Genomic DNA, 22707 nt, shown 5'->3' with positions numbered 1-22707 from the left:
AAAGAGGCGGCCGCTCGTCACGCGCCTTTCTTCTTGTCGAGCCAGCGGTCCACTTTCGCTTCCAAAACGGCCAACGGCAGGCAGCCGGACTCCAGTACCTGGTTGTGGAATTCGCGGATGTCGAACTGATCGCCGAGCGTCTCTTCTGCCCTGGCGCGGAGTTCGCGGATTTTGAGTTGGCCGACTTTGTACGACAGCGCCTGGCCGGGCCACGACATGTAGCGTTCGACTTCGGCGACGATGCTTTCTTCGGGTTCGGCTTCGTGATCGAGTGAGTATTGAATGGCCTCCTCGCGCGTCCAGCCTTTGGCGTGTATTCCGGCATCGACCACCAGGCGGATGGCGCGGTGCATCTCCGCACTCAACATGCCGAAGTACTGATAGGGATCTTCGTAAAGGCCCAGTTCCTTGCCGAGCGATTCGCAGTAGAGCGCCCAGCCTTCGCCGTAGGCGCTGTACCAGAGGGTTTTACGAAAGTCGGGCAACCGGTCATTTTCCTGTTGCAGGGAGATCTGGTAATGGTGACCGGGGATGGCTTCATGCAAAAACAGATCTTCGTCCGCAAATACGTTGTAGTGCTGCACGTCCGGAATCGGCACGTAGAAGATGCCGGGGCGGGTGCCGTCGAGCGAGCCCTGGTTGTATTCCGCGCTGGCCGACTGCTCCCGAAAGGCTTCGGTCCGCCGTACTTCGAAAGGTGTTTTGGGGACTAAGTCGAACAACGTCCGCAGGTTCGGTTGCATCCGCTCGTAGATGTCGTTGAAATGGTCGATCACCTGCTGCGGTTCCCGGTACGGCATCAGTTCCTGGCGCGTGCGGACGTGGTCGAAGAAGGCTTTCAGGTCCCCCTCGAAGCCCACCTGCTGCTTGACGGTTTCCATCTCTGCCGACAGGCGTTCCACTTCCCGCTGCCCTAACGCAAATACCTCGTCGGCCGTCATGTCGGTCGTCGTGTACGTCTTGATCTGATGCGCGTAGTACGCCTTCCCTCCCTCCAGCGCACTAATGCCCGCGGTGTTGCGGCTGGCGGGCAGGTACTCGTCCCGGAAAAAGGCGTGCAGTTTTTGAAAGGTCGGGATGACCATATGCTGCACGGCATCTTTGTAGTCCTGCGTCAAGCGTTGCTGCTCTTCTGCCGACAAGCGGTCGGGCAGACGCGTGACGGGCGTGTAGAACAGATGGTGCTCGACCGGCCCCTGCGCCAGCGCCGCCATTTGCGGAATCACCTTCTCGGTCAGGGCGCGGGGCAACACGTACGCCTGCGCAATGCCCTGCCGCATGTTAGCGATGGCCGTATCGGCCCACACGGCAAACGCCTCCAGTCGGCGCAACCAGTTTTCGTAATCTTCCGGCGTTTCGAAGGGTTGTGCGCCCGTTCCCCCCGCCCATTGGCCGATGGTGAGTTGCAGGGAGTAGAACTGGTTGATGGGCGTCAGGTGCGTCGGATAGTGCAGACTTTCCAGCGCGATGTCGCATTCCCATTTCAGGATGTCGTAGCTGATCTGCTGCTCGGGGTCCAACTGCGCCCGGTCGTACCGCTGAAGCTGCTCCCGGTAGCGCGTGAAAAACTGCTGTTCTTCCGTGCGGAACGCCTGCGCAATGCTGTTGGGCAGTTGGTCGTTGTAGCGCGCATCGCCCGCCTGCGTCGCTTCCAGGGGGTACAGGTGCAACCGCTCTTCGTAATACTGCGCAAACAGTGAATCGATGGAGGGCTCGGTTTGCGTCTGCGCTTGGTCAGACGAAGCAGAAGGTTCGGAACAGCCGGAAAGCAGGAGAGACGCCATACAGAAAAGGAGAAGAAAACGTAGCATGAGAAAAAGGCCAGATGACCGCCAATGTTACTTAAAAAGAGGTACTTCCGCCGTTAGCGCAACAGTTTCCGTGCGTTGCTCCGGTACACTTTTTTCAGCACCGCGTCAGGCAGATCCCATCCGGAAAGTACCCAGTGGTAGCCAAACAGGTCGTGCTCGTAGAAGTGCTCGTCAGAGGTTTCCAGCATGCGAAACGTGGTGCGGTACATGGCCGGATCGACGCCCATGTCGGTCCCGTACACGAGCCGGTTAGCGTAGCGTTTGTAGAACGCCGCCACGTAGCGGGGAATGGGGGCCGTTTCGGCATAGCGGGCGGCAATGTCGGCATACAGGTTAGGGTACCGGTCGAACAACCGTCCCAGGATCGTCAGGTCGTAGCTGCAGTTGGCGTAGTGACACGCCACGAAGGTGGTGCGCGGGTGCTGCCGGACCGCGTTTTCCAGAATTTTGATCATACCCGCGTGGTCCACGATGTCGGGTTGGTCGTCGAGCCGCCACGTGAATGCGTTCATCAGGCCGTCGTTGGTCGAGTCCATCGGCTGGTACATCCAGATCGGTTCGGCGACGTGGATGCTGATCGGCATGTGGAGGTCGGCACACTTTTCCAGGAGCGGGGCCATGCGCGGATCGTCAATGTGCATGCCGTAGGCCGGGACCGGCTTGGAGTAGAACAGCCCTTTCCCTTTATCGCCCAACTCACCGACGCCCCGCGCGCCCATCCGGTAGCACCGCTCCAGTTCGGCCACGGCGGCGGGCCCAAAACCGGGTTGGTCGTACCCCGAATAGTCGAAGCCGCAAAAGAGGATAAACCGCTCGGGATACTGCCCGTATACCCCCGCCAGCGAATCGAACAGGGGACCGGTCGCGTAGGTCAGGACCACGCTTTTGTCGATGCCCAGCGAGTCCATAATCGCCACCCAGTCGGCTACCGACACGGCAGGGTCGCGCAACGGATGCGCATGAAAGTCGATGGCGGGGTATTTCGCGCGCTGCACGTGGGTGTGGGGCGTGCGGTAGATCGACACCGGCCGGTAGTCTTTCAACAAAAGTTCCTCCGGCGACCGTTGGGCTTGTGCCCTCAGCGACATGCAGCCGCACAACAGCAGGAGGCACACTCGCCACGATTTCCTGAGCGATCGCATGCTTAGGGGGTACGCCAGAGGTTGGGAAGAAACCGGTAGTAGAGCAGGTGCCGCCACGTGCCCCAGTCGTGCGCTCCGTCGCCACCCACGTAGTACTCGTGTTTGATCTGATGCCGTTGCAGCGCCTCGTGCAGGGCGATGGCCCGCCTGCCGATGGTGTTGACCTCGCCGGTGCCCTGCCCCACAAACAGGTAATCGATTTTCTGGTTGGCGTTGCGGTCGTTGAGAAAAGCCGCTTGCGTGGTTTCGGTATCCAGGTCGCCCGCGCTCAGCACGCCGAACGAACTGAACAAGTCCAGGTTCCGCAGGCCGACCTGTTGTGTGTGGCGTCCGCCCATCGACAGCCCCGACAACGCTCGCCCGCGCCGGTCGGTCCGCACGGCGTAGTGCTGCTCAACGAAGGGAATGATCTGCTGTTTCAGCTCCCGCTCAAACAAGTCGTACGTTTGCTCGACGTGGTCCGGTGCGTTGCGGTGCAGCACCTGGTTGTTGGGCATGGCGATGACCATCGGCACGGCTTTTTTTTCGGCCAGCAGGTTATCCATCATGAAGTTGACGCGCCCGTCGAGGCTCCAGCCCGAGGCCAGTTCGCCACTGCCGCCCAGCAGGTACAGAACCGGGTACGTTGTTGTGGGGTCGTAGCCGGGTGGCGTGTACACGTACAGTTCGCGTTCTCCGTCTAGCACATCCGAGTGGTAGATGTGCCGCGTCATGGCACCGTGCGGCACCGGGCGAGCGTCGTAGTAGGCAGGGCCGTTGCCGTGGACAACCACGCTGCTATAACCGGGCTGTGCGCCGACGCCGGTCAACGTATTGTTCGGATCGGGCACCGCCACGCCGTCGACCATTAGCTTATAGACGTAGATGTCGGGCTTTACTGGCCCCACCGTCAGCGTCCAGACGCTATCTTGCTGCTGAAACGGCACGGGATGTTTCTCGCCCAGCGCCAGGAGCATCGGACCGCCGGTCAGCCGGACGTCGCGGGCGTCGGGTGCTTTCAGGCGAAAGGTGATCGTCTGGTCATCGTGCACTTCCGGCGAGAGGACGTTAGCTCCGTAAGGCAACAGATGGTCGGTATTTTTTTGCGGCTGCCAGTCGAGGTTAACGTGTGATTGCTGCGCGTGTGCCCCTGCTGACATAAGCCATAGCAACGCGGACACAAGCATTGGAAAGCGGTGGTTCATAAAGGAAAGATTAGTCACTTACATGCTGCCTGACAAGCAGCAAAAAACACATAAACTGCTAAGTACCTGCTGATGAGCAAGTTATTCTGCAATAGACTTAAAAAGCTATTCAATGTGATGATAAAAAGAACGTTCCTGTCTCTATCAAGCCGCCCAATCGCTTATTTTCGAGCTTAGTACGCTGTCCGCAGGCCCCACCCGCACGCAGGCGAGGTGTCGCTCCCGAGCGTCACAATTTCGTCCATCGCATGAATATAGATAAATATTTTCAAGCTGAATCGCCCGCGCAGTACCTCCCTTACCTCAACGTCAGCGGGGTCATTTTTGGCTTCCACCTCAACCAGCTAAAAGTGCTTTTGCTGCGCTGGCAAGGCACGCAGGAATGGTGCCTGCCGCTCGGCATCGTCGAAGTAGACGAGTCGGTCGATCAGGCCGCACAACGCATCATGCAACAGCGGACCGGCCTGAAGGAGATTTTCCTGCAACAGTTTCATACGTTCGGCGAAACGAACCGCTACAACCGGGAAGCCACGATTCGCCGGTTACACCTGACCGAGCAACAGGCGCACCTCTGGCCGCCGCGCGTTGTGTCCATCAGTTACCTTGCGCTGGTCGATTACACGAAAGTGGTGGTGCAGCCAGGGCCTTACATGGATCTGTGCGGCTGGTGGCTCTGGAACCAGCTGCCCCCGATGTTGTTCGACCATGCGGAGATCATCCGGATGGCCCACCGTACCCTGTGCCAGCAACTGCACTGGCAACCCATTGGCTACAATCTGCTGGCCGATAAGTTTACGCTACCGGAGCTGCGCCACCTTTACGAAACCATTCTGGGACGCGAACTGGACCCGCGTAACTTTCAGCGGAAAATCTTGAATCTGGGCATTCTGGAGCGGTTGAACGAACGGCGCAAAGGCGTGGCCCACAAGGCACCGTACCTCTACCGCTTTCATAAACAGCGCTACGAGCGCGCCCTGCGCGAGGGCAACCTGTCGTTTCTTTGACCCTTTAGGGCACGATGCTTCTGACTTCCTTTTTCATGGAACGCCGCAACAGTTGTGCATTGATGGCCACGACCACCGTGCTGAGGCTCATCAGAATGGCCCCCACGGCCGGACTGATCATGATACCGGCCCACGCCAGGGCACCCGCACCCAGCGGAATGGCGACTACGTTGTAGGCCGTGGCATAAAATAAGTTCTGGATCATTTTGCGGTAGGTGGCGCGCCCGAAGCGAATCAGTTTGACCACGTCCTGCGGATCGCTCTCTACCAGAATGATGTCGGCCGTTTCGGCGGCCACGTCGGTACCCGACCCGACGGCAATGCCGACGTTGGCCTGCGCTAGCGCGGGCGCGTCGTTCACCCCGTCGCCGGTCATGGCCACAAACCGGCCTTCGTGTTGCAGTTGTTTCACCTTCTCCTGTTTCTGGTCGGGCAACACGCCCGCGAAATAACCGTCCATCTGCAGCTGCTGGCTCAGGTGGCGTGCCACGTTTTCGACATCTCCCGTCATCATGTACGTCTTGATACCCATCGCCTTCAGGGTGCGGATGGCATCGGCCGACGTTGCGCGCACCTGGTCGGAGAGGGCCAGGTAGCCTGCCAGCGTTCCGTCAACCAACACAAACACCAACGTTTCGGCTTCGGTGGCGTCGACCTGCGCGGCTGCGCCGAATCCCCGCTTCGTGGCATAGCCCGGACTGACGACTTCTACGGTTTTTCCCTCGACTTCAGCCCGGATGCCTTCGCCGGTGCGGTTCTCGAACGCGCGACTGGCGGGCAACGTCAGGTTTGCGTCGCGGGCAGTTTTCAGGATGCCCCCGGCAATCGGGTGCTCGGAATCCTGCTCGGCCGCGGCGGCCAGACGCAGGACTTCCTGCGCATCGAACCCGTTCCGTCCCTCGTAGCGCGTCACGGCAAAGGTGCCCAGTGTCAACGTACCGGTTTTGTCGAAGACCAGGGTGTCGATTTTCCGGGCGTTTTCGAAGGCCGTTCGGTTGCGAATCAACAACTGGTTGCGGGCGGCCATGGAGGTAGAGATCGCCACCACGAGCGGAATGGCCAGCCCCAGCGCATGCGGACAGGCAATGACCATGACCGTCACGACACGTTCCAGCACAAAGCTCAACTCGCGACCCGCCAGCAGCCACGCCACGAGCGTCACGGCACCCGCTCCCAACGCCACGAACGTCAGCCAGAAGGCGGCCCGGTCGGCCAGGTGTTGCGTCCGCGATTTCTTCTGCTGCGCATCGTTCACCAGCCGAATGACCTTCGAGAGGTAGGAGTCGTCCTGTGCCGCTTTTACCCGAACGCGCAGCGATCCTTTGCCGTTGATGGCGCCGGCAATGACCGCCTGCCCTTCGTGCCGTTCGACCGGCTTCGACTCACCGGTCAGTACCGATTCGTCCAGAAAACTTTTGCCCTCTTGCACCGTGCCGTCGGCCGCTACCTTTTCGCCGGGCTTGACCAGAATAACGTCGCCCTGTTTCAGTTCCTGCACCGGAACCTCTTCCGTACCACCATCGCTCCGTACCCGATGGGCCGTATCGGGCATCAGCGCCATCAGCTTCTCCAGCGCATTCGAGGCCTGCATCACCGATTTCATTTCGATCCAGTGACCGGCCAGCATCAGCACGATCAGGGTTGCCAGCTCCCAGTAGAACGTCATGCCTTCCAGCCCAAAAGCGATGGCGGTGCTGTAGACGTAGGCCACCGTAATGGCCAGGGCAACGAGGGTCATCATGCCCGGCTGGCGCTGCCGCAGTTCGTCGACCATGCCTTTCAGAAAAGGCCAGCCCCCGTAGCCGTACAGGACCGTGGCCAGCACCGCCACCACGTAACGGTCGCCGGGAAAGCTCAACCGATAGCCGAACCACGCCTGGATCATCGGGGCCAGTACCAACACGGGTACCATCAGTACCAGCGCTACCCAGAAGCGCCGCTGAAAATCCGCCAGCATGTGCTGGTGATGACCGCCGTGCGCACCATGTTGGTGGGAGGGGGCTGAATCGGGTGGGTGCGCTGCGTGTGTGGCAGGCGCGCCGTGGGGATGGGAGGCATGAGGGGTCTGTTCCGCAACGGGCGCGCCGTGCGGGTGGTGTTCGTGTGCCATAAGTGAGGAGAGAAAAAGGGCGCGGAAACACGCCCTTGGTACTGGGGAAAAGGAGGAAATGGGCGGGTCAGAACAGGCTACTGAACAGCCCCCGCTTCTCTTCGATGCGGAAACCGGCTTCCTGTACTTTGGTCTTGACGTCTTCTTCTGAAAAATCGCCTTTCACGGTCAGGATCTTATCCTTATCGCTCGTATCGACGTTCCATTCTTCAATGCCTTTCACGTCGTTCAGGTGAGGCGTCACGGTGGCGATGCAGCCCCCGCAATTGATGTTGGTTTTAAACTTGCTGGTTTTCATAACACTGTAATTATATGAAACAAGTACAGCGACGGCCCAAAGGTCCGCACTGGTAGAAAGCGGCGAAGCCGTGCCTTGAGCGACACCGCTCCGCCGGAAAACAAGAGTTAGACGTGGGTGCCAACGTAGTTTTCGCACGCTTTGGCGCAGGCCTGACACGCGTCGGCACAAGCCTGGCAGTGGTCGTGGTCGTGCTGGCGGCACTCTTTTTCGCAGGCATTGCAAATTTCGATGCACTGCCGCAACAGATCGTCGGTGAACTGCGATTGGCGATTCACAAAGCCGAGGGCAGTCGAACAGATGGCGGCGCAGTCCAGGTCAGTGCGGATGCAACTGGCCATCATTTTCACATTATCTTCTTCGAGGCAGGCCGTGGCACAGTGGTTACAGGCGGCGACACAATCGGCCAGCTTGACCGAAAGTTGTTGGGTTTGCGTATCCATAGGTAAAAAGTTTAGGGTTAAAAATCTTTACCCTAAAATACCCCGAAAGGCCCCGTTGGGTTTTATCAAATCCTGGGAAAGACTTGTCAGATTAGCGCCAGAGGCGGCGAAAGGGAAGATCAGCGTTTCGTCACTCCGTCCAGCGGCCGACGCGGATCGGCCTCGCCACGGGACTGCAACGATTTGCGGTAGGCCGTCGGCGATTCGCCCACGATCTGCCGGAACTGTGACGAGAGGTGCGCGATGGTGCGGTAGCCCAACTGGTACGCAATTTCGCTCATGGACAGCTCGCCGTAGCTGATCAGCTCCTTGGCACGTTCAATCTTTTGGAGAATGGTGTAACGCTCCAGCGTAATGCCTTCGTGCGTCGAAAACAGATGACTCAGGGTGGTGTAGTCGCGGTCGAGCCGTTCGGCCAGGTAGTCGGAGAGTTTGACGTGCAGCGACTCAATGCGCCCCGAACGAATCAGGTCGATCACTTCGGTTTTGATCTGTTCCACCAGGCGGTCTTTAGGGTCGGCCAGCAGTGCAAACCCGTTGCCTTCCAACATTCTGGCAATCTTCGTCAGGTCCGGATCGGCGTCGCTCAGCAGCACTTCGCCCAGCGTCACGTCCCGCACCTGATACCCCAGCCGCTCCATTTCTTCCCGCACCACCCGAATGCAGCGCGGGCAAACCATGTTTTTAATTTTGAGTTGAGTTCCCGGCATGATGTAAAAAAAGAAGGGACGTTTTTGAGTGACCGTACGCGAAGGTAACAATCCTTCGGTAAGATCGGTTTGCCGACCCCCTGGTATTCAATTTTATGCCCGACGTATTTGCAACGTCGTTGTCTCCGCTATGCTCTCTGCGCCAAACGTCCTGCCCCCTCCGTGCACGCAGGGCTCTGCGCTTAGTTGCTCACGAGCGACTCGCGCGTTTCGCCGCAGGTCAGCATTTCGTCGCCGAAGTAGGGATTCTGGATTTTCTCGGTCTGGCTGATCCAGTACGCGCCTTTTTCGTTCTCGGCCATCGGGCAAAACTGGTAATAGACCGTTTGTTCGTTGGCGTGAAAAGCCTTGACGAGTTGGTACACGGTGGGCGAAAGCGTCGCCAGGCGGTTGCGCTGCTTGGCCAGGCCCCCGGCCTTTTCGATGCCTTCGGCCTCTTCTCTCACTTTTGTCGCCACGGCCGTGTAGTAGTCGCGTTGCTCGGCGGTGGTGTTGGCCAGATCAAACTGGCTCAGGGTGCTGACCAGATTCTGCGCGGCGGCTTTGGCCCCATCGGCCTGGCCCGACACGAGCGCATCTTTAATTTTCAGGTACTGCGTCAGGATGGCATCGGCCTGCTCCTGCAGCCGGTCGTTGGGTTGTTCGAAGGTCGGCGTCTCGGCCGTTCCCACTTCGTCTTGTTGGTTGATGGCCTCCGTGTACGTCAGCCGTTCGTCCTGCGGCGGCGCGGGCACCGAGTCGGTTTCGGCAGACGCCTGTTCCGAGGAAGTCGAGTTAGAGGTACAACCCGCCAGAAGAGCGGCACTGCAAAAAAGGGTGGTGAGAAGAAAGGTTTTCATAATCCGTAGCGAATAAGACGGAGGCGCATGCCTACTTCCGTCAGAAAGGTATTTTTCAGGCTATACGCAAAAGTCGGGCGTTGGGGTATGGTGCTTGTCCAGGAGCGTGGTCTACAAAATGGTTTGAGAGGCTGACGCTTGCTTCTCTGGCACGCAGCGCCTGCTCTGACTCCCAATTATTCGACTTGGCCCTGTCAGGATACCGAGGCGCATAACTTTAGGGCCGTCGTTACCAATCTTGCCTGTGCTTCATTAGCTTAGAGGCGGTGACGTATGATCTTTCCTCCCTTTCTATGAAAAAACTTTTTCTCCTCTGCCTCCTGCCGTTGCTGGCGCATGCGCAATCGGACGTGCGCTTTATCTCGTCTCCCACCCTTTCGCCCGACGGCCAGACGCTTTACTTTAGCTACGCCGGCGACCTCTGGCGCATGCGCGCAGGTGAACCGATGGCAACGCGCCTGACCGGCATGGACGGCCAGGAAACCAACGCCCGCGTTTCGCCCGACGGCCAGTGGCTTGCCTTTTCCGGATCGCCCAGCGGGAATCAAGACCTTTATGTGATGCCCACGGCGGGCGGCCCCATTCGCCAGCTGACCTTCCACGAGGCCGACGACGAGCTCAATTCGTGGTCGTGGGACTCAAAAACGCTTTACTTCACCTCCGACCGCATGAGCCGGCAAGCGGGTTTCCGGGTGGCAGTCGAGGGCGGGACCCCGACGCCGGTCTTCACGCATTATTTCAACAACGCGCACGATCTCCACGAGCATCCCACCAGTGGCGAACTCTTTTTCAACGATACCTGGGAAAGCAGCTACTTTACGTACCGCCAGGGCTACCACGGTCCCTACAATCCTGATATTCAATCATACAACCCCAAAACCGGGGCTTATAAAAAATACACGACCTACGACGGGAAGGACTTCTGGCCCACGATCGACAGAAACGGGACGCTTTACTTCGTCTCGACCGAAGGGAACGGCACCTACAACTTGTACACCTGGGCGAACAACCAACCCAAAAGGCTGACCAACTTCGATTCGCCGGTGCGGGAGCCGCAGGTCAGCGCCGACGGGACCAAGGTCGTTTTCGAGAAAGATTACCAGCTTTGGCTCTACGATACACAGGCGGGCACGGCACGCCAGGTGCCGGTGCAGGCCCCGCAGTACAACCCGCTGCCCCAGGCGCAGGACTTCGACGTGAAGGGGGAAATTTCCGATTTCGACGTCTCGCCCGATAATCAGAAACTGGCGTTTGTGTCGCGCGGCGAACTGTTCGTTTCCGACGTGGAAGGGAAATTTATCCGCCAGCTCCGCACCAACCCTACTGAGCGGGTGGAGGAAGTGAAATGGCTCGACGACAACCGTACGTTGCTGTTCAGCCAGACGGCCGACGGTTACCCGAACTGGTTCACGATGGCCGCCGACGGCAGCGGCACACCGCAGCAACGCACGCAGGATACGCAGAGCAACCGCCTGATCTCCCTCAACCCGGCGCGGACGCAGGCGGTGTACCTGAGCGGCCGGAACGAAGTGCGGCTGATGAACCTGAAGAACTTTACCTCCAAGACGCTGGTCAACGACGAACTCTGGGGCTTTTACAACCCGGTGCCCCGCTTTTCGCCCGACGGAGCCTACGTGGCTTTTACGGCCTACCGCGATTTTGAACAGGACATTTTCGTGCACCACCTGGCAACCGGCGAGACGCACAACCTGACCCAGACGGGCGTGTCGGAGTCGGCGCCGTTCTGGTCACCCGACGGGCGCTCGCTCTTTTTCGACGGGAACCTGACGCAACCCAACTATCCGATGGGAGCCGGTGAAGTCCACATCTACCAGATGATGCTGCACCCGTACGACGCTCCGTATCGCTCCGACGAACTGGCACGCCTGTTTACGGCCGAAACACCCGCGCAAGACAACGGCAAAGCCAAGAAGAAAAAGAAAGATGCGGACGCGCAACCGGAGCCGAAAGCGCCCCCCGTGACGATCGACTTCCGTGAGCCGATGGAACGGCTACACCAGCGCGGCCCGGAATTTGGCAGTCAGGCCGATCCGTACGTCATCGAACAGGATGGACAGCTCGTGCTCTTCTACGTGTCGGACCACGCCGAGGGAAACCGCACCCTCTGGAAAACCGTGATCGCACCGTTCGACGAAAACAAAACGAGCCAGGTGACCGGTCTCGACAACGTGGGCAGTTACGCCCTCGCCGGAGCCAAAGGCAGTTATTACCTACTCACGAACGGCAAACTCTACACGCTCAACACGAAAGAAGGCAAAGTTGAGCCCATTACCCTGAGTTACCATTTTGCCCGGAACCTGGAGAACGAGTTTCAGCAGATGTTCTACGAACTGTGGGCGGGCCTGGAAGAAAACTACTATGCGGAGAACTTCCACGGGGCCGACTGGCGGGCCGTCCGCGACCGCTATGCCACTTACTTGCCCGACGTGGCTTCGCGGGCCGACCTGCGCCGCCTGATCACCGACATGCTGGGCGAACTGAACTCTTCGCACCTGGGCTTCTCGTCGTCGGGCGACGAAGAAAAGCCTTTTTATCAGACCAAAACCGCCACGGTCGGGTTGGTGTTCGACCACGAAAATCCGTACCGCGTGCAGGCGTTGGTGACCGAAGGGCCGGCCCTCCAGACCGACAGCACAGGCACCGCTAAAAACATCCGCCCCGGCGATGTGCTGACCCACGTCAACGGCGTGGCGGTTGCCCCCGATCGGAACCGGGAGTCGTACTTCACCGCCCCCACACTTGACCAAGAGATGGTGCTGACGTTTTCGCGCAGCGGGCGCTCGCACGACGTTAAGCTTCACCCCGAATCGTATTATGCCTTTCGCGATCGTCTGTACGAAGAGTGGATCGACAGTAACCAGCGCTACGTCGACCAGCACTCGGACGAGCGGATCGCCTACATCCACATGAAAAACATGGGGCAGGGCGAGCTGGAACGTTTCATGCGCGAAATGGTGTCGGAAGGCTACCGGAAAGACGCCTTGATTCTGGACCTGCGTTACAACACCGGCGGCAACGTCCACGACAAGGTGCTGCAGTTCCTCTCACGCCGCCCCTACCTGCGGTGGAAATACCGCGAGGGCCAGCCGACCCCGCAACCCAACTTCGCGATGGCCGACAAGCCGATCATTCTGCTGACCAACGAGCAGAGCCTCAGCGACGCGGAGGTGACGGCCGCCGGTTTCAAAGCCTTGCAACTGGGAAAAATCGTCGGGACCGACACCTACCACTGGATTATTTTTACTTCCGGCAAAGGCCTCGTCGACGGTTCATTCTACCGCCTGCCGTCGTGGGGAACCTACTCGCTCGACGGCAAAGACCTGGAAGCCACCGGCGTACAACCCGACGTCGAAGTTCCCGAAACCTTCGCCGACCGTCAGCAAGGCAAGCAACCGCAACTGGACCGTGCCATTCAGGAGATCAAATCGATGTGGAAATAGTCGAGAAGCTTTACTTCATCTGCCTGAAAAGCCCCGCCCCCAGCCCTGTTCCCGCGGAGCCGGACGTCAGGTGCAGATGATCGGTAGGCAACGCCTCCGCCTTATTTTCCACGAGCACAACGTCGCCTTTTTTGACCAGGTTCTTCTCGGCCATGGCGGGTTTGGACCGCGCCACCACCTGCTGTTTTTCGCGGGACCAGGAGCCGACATGGTGTTCGTTTCCGGCGATCAGGCTGTTGGTAAACGCTGAAGAGTACGCGACTTCCGGCGGCGCAACCAGGAAAAAGTGACTGTTGGCGATCACGTTGTTGGCGAACGTGAACGGGACGTCGTCGGGCCCGAGCCAGAAGGCGCTTTCGTACGCCCCGTAAACGATGGAATGCGTGATGCTGAAGTCGCGGACGTTCTGGAAGAAGAGCACCGCGTTGCGGCATTCGTAGAAGACACAGTGATCGACCTTGTTTTCCGGGCCGTGCGCCCAGATGCCGCCCTGGATCTTGGCCGCTTCCTTGTCGCCGACGAAGGCACACTGGCTCACTTCCAGATCGCGCAACGCCGGATTTTCTTTTGTAATGGGATAGTAGTACGCCACGTCCGGATGCGGATTGCCCAGAAACTTGAGTCCTCGGATTTTAACGTGCTCGGCACTGACCAGCAAGCCGGTCGCGTGCGGAAACTGTGTCTCCGAATTGTTCACGGAAATGGATTGAATCACCGGCATTTTGGCGGGCGACCAGTCGGGGTCGTCGGGCAGGGTTACGGCCTCCAGAATATAGGCCGCCGTGTCGTGCATCACCCGCACCGGATTGATCGGCAATTTGTCGTGCAACAGGTATACGCCCGGGTACAACCGGATGGTGATGGGACCGATGCCCGTGAGTGCATTGGCCTGTGCTACGGCGTGTTCCAGGGTCGCCAGCGGTTCCTGAGCGGAACCGGAATGGGCGTCATGGCCCAAGGTGGGATCGACATAAAGCGTCTGGGCAGAAACCGCGAACGCAACGAAGAGGCAGACGAAACAGGCAGGAAGGCAAGAAAGACGATAGCGCATAAGATCGTGTGGGTGAAGTGGAGAATGGCACGAAGATGAAAACCCCACCCGACTCCGACGAATCCAACGGCGTTCAAGTTGGTGCATGTTGATGCACAGAGGTCAGGCCGCTGCAAACCAAACTAGTAACCGGAAGAGTATTTTTCACGAAGCTTCTTTAGATCGCTCATTTTTTTCACTAGCTGTTCTATTTTGCGAGTTTGCAATTTCACACCCATCTTAATTTCCTCTTCCATAATGCCAGCTAGTTGATGAAAAGCTCGTGGTTCTCTGGTGCGCTTTAAATGATCCATCATCCTGTAAAAACGGACTTCGTAATGTCTTCTTTGCTTACCGGTCAATCTTCCGGAAAACAGACGCTTGGCCATCGTTCGCACCAAAAAGACGTCGATTTCTAGTTGTGTCTTGCCTTGAAGACGCAGAAGCCAGGTTGTCACTGATACCCACATACGTTTTACATCAGCGCAATGATCGCTCCAAAACCTCGTGTCCCTTTTTATTCAAAAAGTACACATCAGGGGTGATACACAGCAAAAAAAGTCAGGATCATAATGACCCTGACTTTACGCGTTAGCTTCTTGCTTGATTCGTCTTACCGTTGCACCACCAATCGCTGCGTGAACGTCTGCCCGTCGGTTTGCAGGCGACAGAGGTACACACCACTCCGCAGGGAGGCGGGAAGGTCGAAGACCATCCGGTAACTGCCGGGTGCTTGCTCGGCGCGGTGAATTTCGGCTACCTGTCTGCCTTGCAGGTCGATCAGATCGATGGCGACGTGCCGGCGGGCGTTCAGGGCAAGTTGTACCACAAACTGCTTTTGTAAGGGGTTCGGATAGACGCCCAGCAACACCATCGACGTCTCCTGCGGGTTGAGGGCCGTCACGGGACCTCCCGGCGCGGGCGTGTCCTGCATTTCTTTTTCCGGGCTTTCGGGGGCGCTGGTGAGGTGGTTCTGCCCGTTTTCGGTGCGCATGCCCGCCACAAACCGTTCGCCGCTGTTCGGTGCCAGAATCGTGTCCAGGTAGTAGAAGTTGGCCTGGGCTGCCTCGGGCGTTACGTCCAGCAAGAAGTAGCCGTGCCGGTCCAGGTCCACCCACTTCATGTGCGGGTTCGGATTGATGTTCTGATACATCTCCGGTATAGGCGCGAACGGCGGCAGCTGCTGGTTGATAAAAGCTTCGAGCAGGTCCGATTGGCCTTTCCCCACGTTTTCGTCGAAGTTGGCGGAGTTGATGCTGGGCGTCAGGAATTCCACCGCAAAAGACCCTTCGCCCGTGGCCGGATCGTAAGTCACCTCACTGGCCGGAAGCACGCTGGCCGAATCGGTCAGGCGGCTGGGTTGGTAGGCGAGATCGAACGCAAACGAGGCGTGCAAATCGCCCGAAATCACCACAACGTTGTCCACCTCGTTCGTATCCAGGTACGTCAGGAGTTGCTTCCGCTCGGCCGGATAGCCGTCCCAAATGTCCAGAAAGATCGATTCGGTTTGTACGGGCGTGGCGCCTCCGCTGGCCGCCCAGGCCACGTTGAACGGCGCAAACATGACCTGACTGCCCAGGACTTTCCAGGTAGCCTCCGAAGTTTCGAGTTCGTTCAGCAGCCACGCTTTTTGCGACGCGCCCAGCAAGGTGCGGCTTTCGTCGTACAAAGCCGGAGTCAAGACGTTGGTTTCCTGCTGCTCGCGCCCTTCAATGCGGGTATCGAGCATGATCAGGTCGAGCAGATCGCCGTAGTGCAGCGTCCGATACAATTTCTGATCCGCACGGTCGCGAATGGGGAGCCACTCAAAATAGGCCTGCCGTGCGTTGCCCAGCCGGGCATTCCAATTACCCTCCGTTTTTCCTTCGGTGTAGACGTGGTCAGGATTGTGGTTTTCGGCGCCTCCCATCCACGAGTCGTTCGCGCTTTCGTGATCGTCCCACACGGTGATGAAGGGGTGTTGCTGATGGGCGCGAATCAGGTCCGGATCGAGGCGGTAGAGCGAGTAGCGCGTCCGGTAATCGATCAACTCGACAATTTCGTAGGCGGGTTCCAGCGGACGGTCAGCCGCCACCGAATCGTTGCCATAGCCTGCCCCCGGCGCCTCGGTTTTGTCCGGGTATTCGTAGATGTAATCGCCGAGGTGCACTACCGCGTCCAGGTCGTTGCGGTCGGCAATGCGCCCGTAGCCACTGAAATAGCCTGCCTGGTAGTTACTGCACGACACCACGACAAACCGCAGGTGATCGGGATCTGCCGGGGCGGTTTTGGTGCGGCCGGTCAGCGACACAGCGCCCAGTGCCTCAAAATGGTAGTAATACGTGGTACCGGGCGTCAAATCAGTCACGTCTACCTTCACGGTATAGTCGCGATCGGCGTGGGTCTCTACCGTACCGGAAGCGACCACCTGCGTTAGTTCAGGATCGGTGGCCATCTGCCACGCCACCTGCACGGGGCCATCGGTTTCCGGCGTGACGCGTGTCCAGAGGATGACCGCGTCGGGCAGCGGGTCGCCGGAGGCTACGCCGTGGTAAAAGGGCTTCATCTGCTCGTCGAACGCCTGCATGGCGAACGGCGAACGTTTGTTCGGATGCGGCTGGTGCAGGGCAAGGCTGTGGGCCTGTGCGGAGGTGGGACTGATGACCGGCGCATGCTGAGCGTGGAGCGCACCGGCCAGCAGGCTCAGGGCCAGGAAAACGGTAGTTTTTGCCATAAAACGGATGAGAGTAGGAGTGTAAAGGTGAAGGGAATCGGGCAAAGGAAGGTTGCGCGAGTATTATGTGTATGCGAAGGAATGGTTAAGGCAGACGGGGGTTCGGTGGAAAAGGTAAGGAGTTTTGGCGTTAAGTGTGAAAAACTTAAGGCTTAACCTGAACCGCCGGGTGGCGGATCTGTAACGCTTCGCGCAAGAGCCTTGACAGGCTAACAACAGTACTCCCTATGGAAACCGCCTCCATTGCCCTCCGCCCTACGCGCTCTGTTCATGTCTCCCCAGCCAGCGGAAATGGCTCAGCACCAGATTCAGGTCGGTGCTGACGCGGTAGTTTTTGGCGTACAACTGATCGACCCGCCGCAGCGTGGCTTCATCATAGTGACGGTGGAGCGGCCCCATGAGGGGCGAGAGAATTCCCTGCCGAAGGTGCGGCAACTGCCTGGAGCGGGGGCGCGAAAAACCGACCCACGAGCGTTGCCCGAACAAGACGCGGAACAGGTTCCGCACAAAGCCCGATGGGTGTTTCACGAACCAGACCAGCACCGGCAGCAGGAACAGCATGACCAGGCTCGACAACAGGTCGAAAACGCGCTTGTTCCGCAAGTTTTTCGGCTGAATGATGTCCAGCGTCACGTCTACGGTATACAGATCGCCCTGCGAGGTGCGCGAACTGCTGCCGATCACGTAATTGGTGTCGTCGGGCACAATCTTGTAGTCCAGGACGCGCCCTCCGATGGCCGACATCCACGCGATGATCTGCTGGGCCGACACATCTTTCGAACAGAAAACCACTTCGCCTACCTTGTAGATCTCGACGATTTCGCGGAGCTGCCGGATTTCGCCGAGGTAGCCTTCGTCGCGCTCGGCGGCTTCGGTCGGCACTTCCGACACCACCGATGTTCCTGCGGGCGCCGCTGCGGTGCGCGTCCGTTCAGGGAGGGGTCCGCCGGCCTCCGGGTGGGCCGCTCGTTTGGGCACGACATAGCCCAGAATATCGGCTTTCGGGTTGGTTTCGCGCAACAGTTGCCAGACGCGTCGGCCTTCTTGCTGGTTGCCCACCACCACCGTCCGCTTGTCGGGGCGCTCCCCCAGGGTCCACGTCCGGTACCGCAGCCACTGCGCCGCCAGTCGTATTCCCAACAGGGCGATGGTGGCCCAGGTCCCGCCCAGCACAATCAGGGCTTTGGAGTAACGGAACGCATCCAGAAAATTCGAAATGGCCGAAATCAGCACCGTTCCGATGGCCGTTCCGCGCACCACGTTGCCCGTACGGTAGGGTCGGTCGTAGCCGCCGGTAAAATAGACCGACAGGAGCCAGATCGCGATGTAGGCCGGCACGGCAATTTCCATATAAGAAGGCGGATAACGCCCCGGCACCCACTTGTGATTCTCTTCCCAGTAGGTTTTCAAGAAATACATGCCCACGTAAATGGTGGCGCTGTCGAACAGAGGCATCATGGCCTTTTTGACGAGCCGTCCTACCACGGCCATGCCCGCGCGTAGGTAGATCGCCAAGTTGATCAGCAGCGCAAAAATGCCGGCGTGCCGCCCCGAAAAATGCTTCCGGGCGAAGATGATCATGGCCCGGTAAAACACGAAGACGTAGTTCAGGCTGGTCCGTTTGGTACTTTCGCCTTTGTAGTGGATGATGCGCGTTTCGGGGAAGTAGTAGTTTTTGTAGCCGGCCAGCGTAATCCGGTACGACAGGTCGATGTCCTCGCCGTACATAAAATAGTCTTCGTCCAGCAGGCCAATCTGGTCCAGCACCGAGCGACGCAACACCATGAACGCGCCCGACAGCACCTCTACTTCGTGGGTCTCGTCCGCACTCAGAAAGCCCAGGTGATAGCGTCCGAACCGACGCGAGCGGGGAAACAGGGCCGACAACCCAAACACTTTGTAGAAAGCGACCCTGGGGGTCGGGAGGCCGCGTTTCGACTCGGGCAGAAACGTTCCCTGGCCGTCGACCATTTTGATGCCCAGCCCTCCGGCGTCGGGATGCTCGTCCATAAACCGGCAGCACTTTGCCAGCGTGTCTTCTTCCAGTACCGTATCGGGATTGAGCAGCAGTACGTACTCGCCGGTCGACTGGCGAATGGCCTGGTTGTTGGCCCGCGAAAAACCGACGTTTTCCTGATTGGCGATGAGGCGCACTTCGGGAAAGCGGCGGCGCACCATCTCGACGGAGCCATCGACCGAGTTGTTATCGACAACCCACACCTCTACTTCCAGCCCGCGTGCGGCTTTCTGCACCGACAGCAACGCCTGCTCCAGAAAATAAGAGACGTTGTAGTTGACGATGACGACGGAAAGCTTCAAGGGACGGTAGAAACGGTTTGCCCGCAAACATAGAAAAGTTATCGGTGATGCGTCAGGGCGTTGCAGAGGGTGCGTTCCCGACCGCAAGGGGAGCGACTTCCATGCATCGCACACACAAATTCCCCCCTCTCTACTCTGCGTTATTCGCTCGCGTTGGTACGCGCCAAAATGCTGCGGCCCAGCGTAATTTCGTCGGCATACTCCAGGTTGCCACCGATGGGCACGCCCCGCGCAATGGTCGAGATGCGCAACGGATTGCCGGTTCGTGCCTCACGCAGCTTCTTGGTGACGTAATAGGCCGTGGTGTCGCCCTCCATCGTGGGGCTCAGCGCCAGAATGACCTCCCGTACGTCGTGTTCCGTGACGCGGCGCACGAGCGAGGCCACGTGCAGGTCGTTCGGTCCTACGCCTTCCATAGGCGAGATAACGCCCCCCAGTACATGATAGAGGCCGTGATATTGCGAGGTATTTTCGATCGCCATCACGTCGCGCATGTCTTCAATGACGCAGACCGTATGCTGGTCGCGACGCGGGTTGGCGCAGATTGCGCAGATCTCGTGATCGGAGATGTTATGGCACTGACGGCAATACGTAATGTCCTGCCGTAGGCGCGTGAGGGCTTCTGTAAGGTCGGTGGTGGTGCCGTTGTCTTCCTTCAACAGGTGCAAGACGAGGCGGAGGGCCGTTTTCCGTCCGATGCCGGGGAGTTTGGCAACCTCGTTGACGGCATTCTCAATCAGTTTGGAAGAAAAATGCATGTATGATAAAAACCGGAATAGATCAAAACCGAGGCACACGCTACGCAGTGGCTGCACAGAAAAACGAGGGGCACCCCGGTTCTACACAACACAAAAAAAACAGCGAATGTTGCCTGATGCCACGCGCTGCCTCTTATTTTTTCCGGATTCCCTTACACGATTTCGGCACTGATGCCGCGGTCGCATATCCCCTGGCGCATCGGAATCAATTCCGCGAAGGTACCTTGTTTTACAGTACATTTACCTTTGTAATGGATCAGCCAGGTGCATTGCTCGGCTTGCTCCATCGTATGGCGACATACCTTTACCAGGGTATTGATTACATGATCGAAAGTGTTGACGTCATCGTTGAATACGACCAGGTCCCTCACCTCTTCAGCCTCGATTACCTCTTCGGTCAATTCGAGGATTTCCGGATCTAATTCTGCGAAAGGTCTCATGATCAGTCACATGTTGTTTGTAAGGCAAATTTACGAAATTTCAAGCTACTTTTAACGCAATACGCTTTATTTACCCGTATGAATTCTTTGTTAATCCTATCCCTGATTGCGGGATATTTCGCCGTTCTGCTGGTGATTTCGCACGTCACTTCCCGCAAGGCCAACTCCGATACCTTCTTCCGGGCGAACCGCCAGGCGCCCTGGTACGTGGTGGCTTTCGGGATGATAGGTGCCTCGCTCTCAGGGGTTACGTTTATCTCGGTGCCGGGTTGGGTAGGCACCACACAGTTCACCTATTTTCAGTTGGTGCTCGGGTATCTGCTCGGCTATTTCGTGATCGGCGCGGTGCTGCTGCCGCTCTATTATCGCCTGAATTTAACCACGATTTATACCTACCTCGAACAGCGCTTCGGGTTCTGGTCTTATAAAACCGGTTCGGCGTTCTTCCTGCTGTCGCGCACGGTCGGCTCGGCGCTGCGTCTGTTCCTGGTCGCCAACGTGCTGCAACTTGGCATTTTCGACGCGTGGGGTGTGCCGTTCGGCGTTACGGTGCTGATCACCATCGTGCTGATCTGGCTTTACACGTACCGGGGCGGTATGGGCACGGTGGTCTGGACCGATACGCTGCAGACGTTCTGCATGCTGATGGCCGTGGCCGTTTCGCTCTACCTCATTGTGCAGGAACTGCCGGTGGGCTGGGCCGGCTTCGCGAAAACGGTGGCCGAAAGTGATTACTCTACCATCTTCAACTGGAACCCGAAAGAGGGCTCCTACTTTTGGAAACAGTTCCTTTCCGGGGCGTTCATTGCCATCGCCATGACGGGCCTCGACCAGGACATGATGCAGAAGAACCTGACGTGCCGCTCGTTGCGCGATTCGCAGAAAAACATGTTCTGGTTTACGCTGGCGCTGTTGCCGGTCAACCTCCTGTTCCTCTGCCTGGGCACGGCTCTGTACCTCTACGCCAACGCGAAGGGAATTGAAATCCCCGCCCGGACCGACGACCTCTATCCGCTGCTGGCGCTGAATCACTTTACCCTCGTGGCCGGGGTGTTGTTTGTGCTGGGCATCGTGGCGGCGGCCTACTCCAGTGCCGATTCGGCCCTGACGGCCCTCACCACGTCGTTTTGCGTGGATTTCCTGAATGTGGAAAAGAAACCGGAAGAAGAACGGCAACGGACGCGCCGCCGGGTGCACATCGGGTTTTCGCTGGTATTGCTGGTGGTGATCCTCCTGTTCCGTGCGCTGAACGACGCCAGCGTCGTCTCTGCGGTGTTTACGGCGGCGGGCTATACGTACGGTCCGCTCCTGGGCCTCTTCAGCTTCGGGCTGATTTTGCGCCGCCCCGTCCGCGATGCGTGGGTACCTGCTGTGTGCGTCCTGGCTCCCGTCCTCACGTATCTGATTTCCCTCTGGGCCAGCAGCCACGGTCACGACATCGGCTTCACGCTGCTGATTCTGAACGGCGCGCTGACATTCTTCGGCCTCTACCTGCTAAGCCTCGGCCTGCCGCAACCCGCCCCCACCGAAAAAGCCGCCGTCTCCGTTCTGCGCAATTAGGAGGAGCTTTCTTGACCAACAGACGTACCACGTTTACCTTCCTGACGGTGGTGTAAACGTGGTACGTCTCCCAAAACGCGAAGAGCATGCAAAATTACGGTTGGATATTTTTCCTTCTGTGTGCGTGTAGTATCAACCAACAACACTCGGAGGAGGAAAAACTTTCTTCTCAACAACCTGCCTCTGTTTCTGAGTTAAATGCTTTGGATGCTCTTTCTGAGGAGGAAGACCGTTCTGTACAGAAGCCCGCTCCTTTGTACAGCACAATCTACCTAGACCCTGATACTAAAGAGTATGATACGGTAGAGAGCAGCCTGGATGAGATTGAGAAGACTTTATTTGAATTCGTAGGATTCAACTACCCCAAGCTGACACCAACACTAACAGAAAAATCTCTTTCATTGGCCAATGATTCGATCCGCATCGGTATTGAAACGGCTCCTTTTGACACGTTAGCCCACACATTTCTATATACTGATGGTTTTTCTATATACTAATGGTTTTCCTTTTTTATCAAAGATCGATGGGCGGGAGTACTGGGGTACCGATGGAAATGTGCCACTGGAAATGTGCTACGCATCGAAATTGTAGCAATACACTTTTACAAAAATGGTCAGCTCCAACCTTCCATACCGCGTGAGATGTATAGCGATTTATACAATCCAAATCTTCGCTGTTTGGAATCAACAAATGACCCATTTTGCTATACGAATGGCTTCGTGACGGATCATAGTGAAGTTATCCTTACGATGTTGAATGATGATGGGGCAGGTGCCTACACGGTTATCTTTGTATTTGATTTACCAGGTGAAGTCAAAAGAAGGATTGTTGATCACAACCTCTGATTCATATTCACTTAGAGAGTGAAATAGTAGCGTCTTTCCA

The 22707-nt window shown here is 57.9% G+C and carries 18 protein-coding genes; 4 read left to right on the top strand and 14 right to left on the bottom strand.

All coding sequences use genetic code 11. The annotated features are described in order from the left end of the window. Positions 1–17: 17 nt before the first annotated feature. From BLR44_RS04235 to BLR44_RS04225, 3 genes are all read right to left on the bottom strand, one after another. Positions 18–1784: a DUF885 domain-containing protein gene (locus BLR44_RS04235; protein WP_245705967.1), complete on the bottom strand. Its 1767-nt coding sequence runs from the start codon at positions 1782–1784 to the stop codon at positions 18–20. Positions 1785–1864: 80 nt separating this feature from the next. Next, the gene (locus BLR44_RS04230) at positions 1865–2953 is read right to left on the bottom strand and encodes an amidohydrolase family protein (RefSeq protein WP_089679611.1); all 1089 of its coding nucleotides are present in this window, start codon (positions 2951–2953) and stop codon (positions 1865–1867) included. Between the two features lie 2 nt (positions 2954–2955). Then, positions 2956–4137, bottom strand: coding sequence for an alpha/beta hydrolase (locus BLR44_RS04225; RefSeq protein WP_089679609.1), 1182 nt, complete (start codon positions 4135–4137; stop codon positions 2956–2958). A 248-nt stretch (positions 4138–4385) separates the two neighbouring features. Here BLR44_RS04225 and BLR44_RS04220 point away from each other — a divergent pair, with 248 nt between their 5' ends. Then, complete coding sequence (locus BLR44_RS04220; RefSeq protein ID WP_089679607.1) at positions 4386–5141, top strand: NUDIX hydrolase; 756 nt, start codon at positions 4386–4388, stop codon at positions 5139–5141. A 4-nt stretch (positions 5142–5145) separates the two neighbouring features. Here the strand turns inward: BLR44_RS04220 and BLR44_RS04215 are convergent, their stop codons facing one another. The 5 genes from BLR44_RS04215 to BLR44_RS04195 form a co-directional block, all read right to left on the bottom strand. Beyond that, the gene (locus BLR44_RS04215; RefSeq protein ID WP_089679605.1) at positions 5146–7251 is read right to left on the bottom strand and encodes a copper-translocating P-type ATPase; all 2106 of its coding nucleotides are present in this window, start codon (positions 7249–7251) and stop codon (positions 5146–5148) included. A 67-nt stretch (positions 7252–7318) separates the two neighbouring features. Further along, positions 7319–7549 carry a heavy-metal-associated domain-containing protein gene (locus BLR44_RS04210; protein WP_089679603.1) on the bottom strand — a complete coding sequence of 77 codons (231 nt, stop codon included), beginning with the start codon at positions 7547–7549 and terminating at the stop codon, positions 7319–7321. Positions 7550–7656: 107 nt separating this feature from the next. Beyond that, positions 7657–7992, bottom strand: coding sequence for a four-helix bundle copper-binding protein (locus tag BLR44_RS04205; RefSeq protein ID WP_089679601.1), 336 nt, complete (start codon positions 7990–7992; stop codon positions 7657–7659). Between the two features lie 119 nt (positions 7993–8111). After that, positions 8112–8702 carry a helix-turn-helix domain-containing protein gene (locus BLR44_RS04200; RefSeq protein ID WP_089680720.1) on the bottom strand — a complete coding sequence of 197 codons (591 nt, stop codon included), beginning with the start codon at positions 8700–8702 and terminating at the stop codon, positions 8112–8114. Positions 8703–8884: 182 nt separating this feature from the next. Further along, positions 8885–9541, bottom strand: coding sequence for a DUF3347 domain-containing protein (locus tag BLR44_RS04195; protein WP_089679599.1), 657 nt, complete (start codon positions 9539–9541; stop codon positions 8885–8887). Between the two features lie 293 nt (positions 9542–9834). On the opposite strand from BLR44_RS04195, the gene BLR44_RS04190 reads away from it, so the two are divergent. Continuing rightward, positions 9835–13002 carry a S41 family peptidase gene (locus tag BLR44_RS04190; RefSeq protein ID WP_089679597.1) on the top strand — a complete coding sequence of 1056 codons (3168 nt, stop codon included), beginning with the start codon at positions 9835–9837 and terminating at the stop codon, positions 13000–13002. Between the two features lie 10 nt (positions 13003–13012). Here BLR44_RS04190 and BLR44_RS04185 read toward each other — a convergent pair whose 3' ends face one another. The 6 genes from BLR44_RS04185 to BLR44_RS04160 all read right to left on the bottom strand — a co-directional run bounded on the left by BLR44_RS04185 (position 13013) and on the right by BLR44_RS04160 (position 20262). Beyond that, positions 13013–14053 carry a right-handed parallel beta-helix repeat-containing protein gene (locus BLR44_RS04185; protein ID WP_143017102.1) on the bottom strand — a complete coding sequence of 347 codons (1041 nt, stop codon included), beginning with the start codon at positions 14051–14053 and terminating at the stop codon, positions 13013–13015. 122 nt (positions 14054–14175) lie between these two features. Next, positions 14176–14502 carry a hypothetical protein gene (locus tag BLR44_RS04180; RefSeq protein WP_089679593.1) on the bottom strand — a complete coding sequence of 109 codons (327 nt, stop codon included), beginning with the start codon at positions 14500–14502 and terminating at the stop codon, positions 14176–14178. Positions 14503–14645: 143 nt separating this feature from the next. After that, positions 14646–16745: an alkaline phosphatase D family protein gene (locus BLR44_RS04175; protein WP_089679591.1), complete on the bottom strand. Its 2100-nt coding sequence runs from the start codon at positions 16743–16745 to the stop codon at positions 14646–14648. A gap of 255 nt (positions 16746–17000) precedes the next feature. Beyond that, positions 17001–19064 (bottom strand): glycosyltransferase family 2 protein, encoded by a 2064-nt coding sequence (locus tag BLR44_RS04170; RefSeq protein ID WP_089680718.1) that lies wholly within the window; start codon positions 19062–19064, stop codon positions 17001–17003. Positions 19065–19204: 140 nt separating this feature from the next. After that, positions 19205–19822, bottom strand: coding sequence for a recombination mediator RecR (recR, locus tag BLR44_RS04165; RefSeq protein ID WP_089679589.1), 618 nt, complete (start codon positions 19820–19822; stop codon positions 19205–19207). 152 nt (positions 19823–19974) lie between these two features. After that, complete coding sequence (locus BLR44_RS04160; RefSeq protein ID WP_089679587.1) at positions 19975–20262, bottom strand: ATP-dependent Clp protease adaptor ClpS; 288 nt, start codon at positions 20260–20262, stop codon at positions 19975–19977. 78 nt (positions 20263–20340) lie between these two features. Here BLR44_RS04160 and BLR44_RS04155 point away from each other — a divergent pair, with 78 nt between their 5' ends. Beyond that, entirely contained in the window at positions 20341–21822 is a 1482-nt protein-coding gene (locus BLR44_RS04155) for a sodium:solute symporter (protein ID WP_089679585.1), read from the top strand. Positions 21823–21908: 86 nt separating this feature from the next. Beyond that, positions 21909–22319 (top strand): hypothetical protein, encoded by a 411-nt coding sequence (locus tag BLR44_RS04150; protein WP_089679583.1) that lies wholly within the window; start codon positions 21909–21911, stop codon positions 22317–22319. Positions 22320–22707 lie beyond the last annotated feature (388 nt).

Origin of the sequence: Catalinimonas alkaloidigena (assembly GCF_900100765.1) — a bacterium.
GTDB lineage: Bacteria > Bacteroidota > Bacteroidia > Cytophagales > Flexibacteraceae > Mooreia > Mooreia alkaloidigena.
This window is presented reverse-complemented; position numbering and strand designations above follow the sequence as displayed.

Excerpts from the sequence above, each read along its gene's own strand:
- recR (WP_089679589.1), bottom strand. The coding sequence starts at position 19,822 with ATGCATTTTTCTTCCAAACTGATTGAGAATGCCGTCAACGAGGTTGCC.
- BLR44_RS04205 (WP_089679601.1), bottom strand. The coding sequence starts at position 7,992 with ATGGATACGCAAACCCAACAACTTTCGGTCAAGCTGGCCGATTGTGTC.
- BLR44_RS04175 (WP_089679591.1), bottom strand. The coding sequence starts at position 16,745 with ATGGCAAAAACTACCGTTTTCCTGGCCCTGAGCCTGCTGGCCGGTGCG.
- BLR44_RS04150 (WP_089679583.1), top strand. The coding sequence starts at position 21,909 with ATGCAAAATTACGGTTGGATATTTTTCCTTCTGTGTGCGTGTAGTATC.
- BLR44_RS04200 (WP_089680720.1), bottom strand. The coding sequence starts at position 8,702 with ATGCCGGGAACTCAACTCAAAATTAAAAACATGGTTTGCCCGCGCTGC.
- BLR44_RS04155 (WP_089679585.1), top strand. The coding sequence starts at position 20,341 with ATGAATTCTTTGTTAATCCTATCCCTGATTGCGGGATATTTCGCCGTT.
- BLR44_RS04235 (WP_245705967.1), bottom strand. The coding sequence starts at position 1,784 with ATGGCGTCTCTCCTGCTTTCCGGCTGTTCCGAACCTTCTGCTTCGTCT.
- BLR44_RS04220 (WP_089679607.1), top strand. The coding sequence starts at position 4,386 with ATGAATATAGATAAATATTTTCAAGCTGAATCGCCCGCGCAGTACCTC.
- BLR44_RS04230 (WP_089679611.1), bottom strand. The coding sequence starts at position 2,953 with ATGCGATCGCTCAGGAAATCGTGGCGAGTGTGCCTCCTGCTGTTGTGC.
- BLR44_RS04180 (WP_089679593.1), bottom strand. The coding sequence starts at position 14,502 with ATGTGGGTATCAGTGACAACCTGGCTTCTGCGTCTTCAAGGCAAGACA.
- BLR44_RS04215 (WP_089679605.1), bottom strand. The coding sequence starts at position 7,251 with ATGGCACACGAACACCACCCGCACGGCGCGCCCGTTGCGGAACAGACC.
- BLR44_RS04190 (WP_089679597.1), top strand. The coding sequence starts at position 9,835 with ATGAAAAAACTTTTTCTCCTCTGCCTCCTGCCGTTGCTGGCGCATGCG.
- BLR44_RS04225 (WP_089679609.1), bottom strand. The coding sequence starts at position 4,137 with ATGAACCACCGCTTTCCAATGCTTGTGTCCGCGTTGCTATGGCTTATG.
- BLR44_RS04185 (WP_143017102.1), bottom strand. The coding sequence starts at position 14,053 with ATGCGCTATCGTCTTTCTTGCCTTCCTGCCTGTTTCGTCTGCCTCTTC.
- BLR44_RS04210 (WP_089679603.1), bottom strand. The coding sequence starts at position 7,549 with ATGAAAACCAGCAAGTTTAAAACCAACATCAATTGCGGGGGCTGCATC.
- BLR44_RS04160 (WP_089679587.1), bottom strand. The coding sequence starts at position 20,262 with ATGAGACCTTTCGCAGAATTAGATCCGGAAATCCTCGAATTGACCGAA.
- BLR44_RS04195 (WP_089679599.1), bottom strand. The coding sequence starts at position 9,541 with ATGAAAACCTTTCTTCTCACCACCCTTTTTTGCAGTGCCGCTCTTCTG.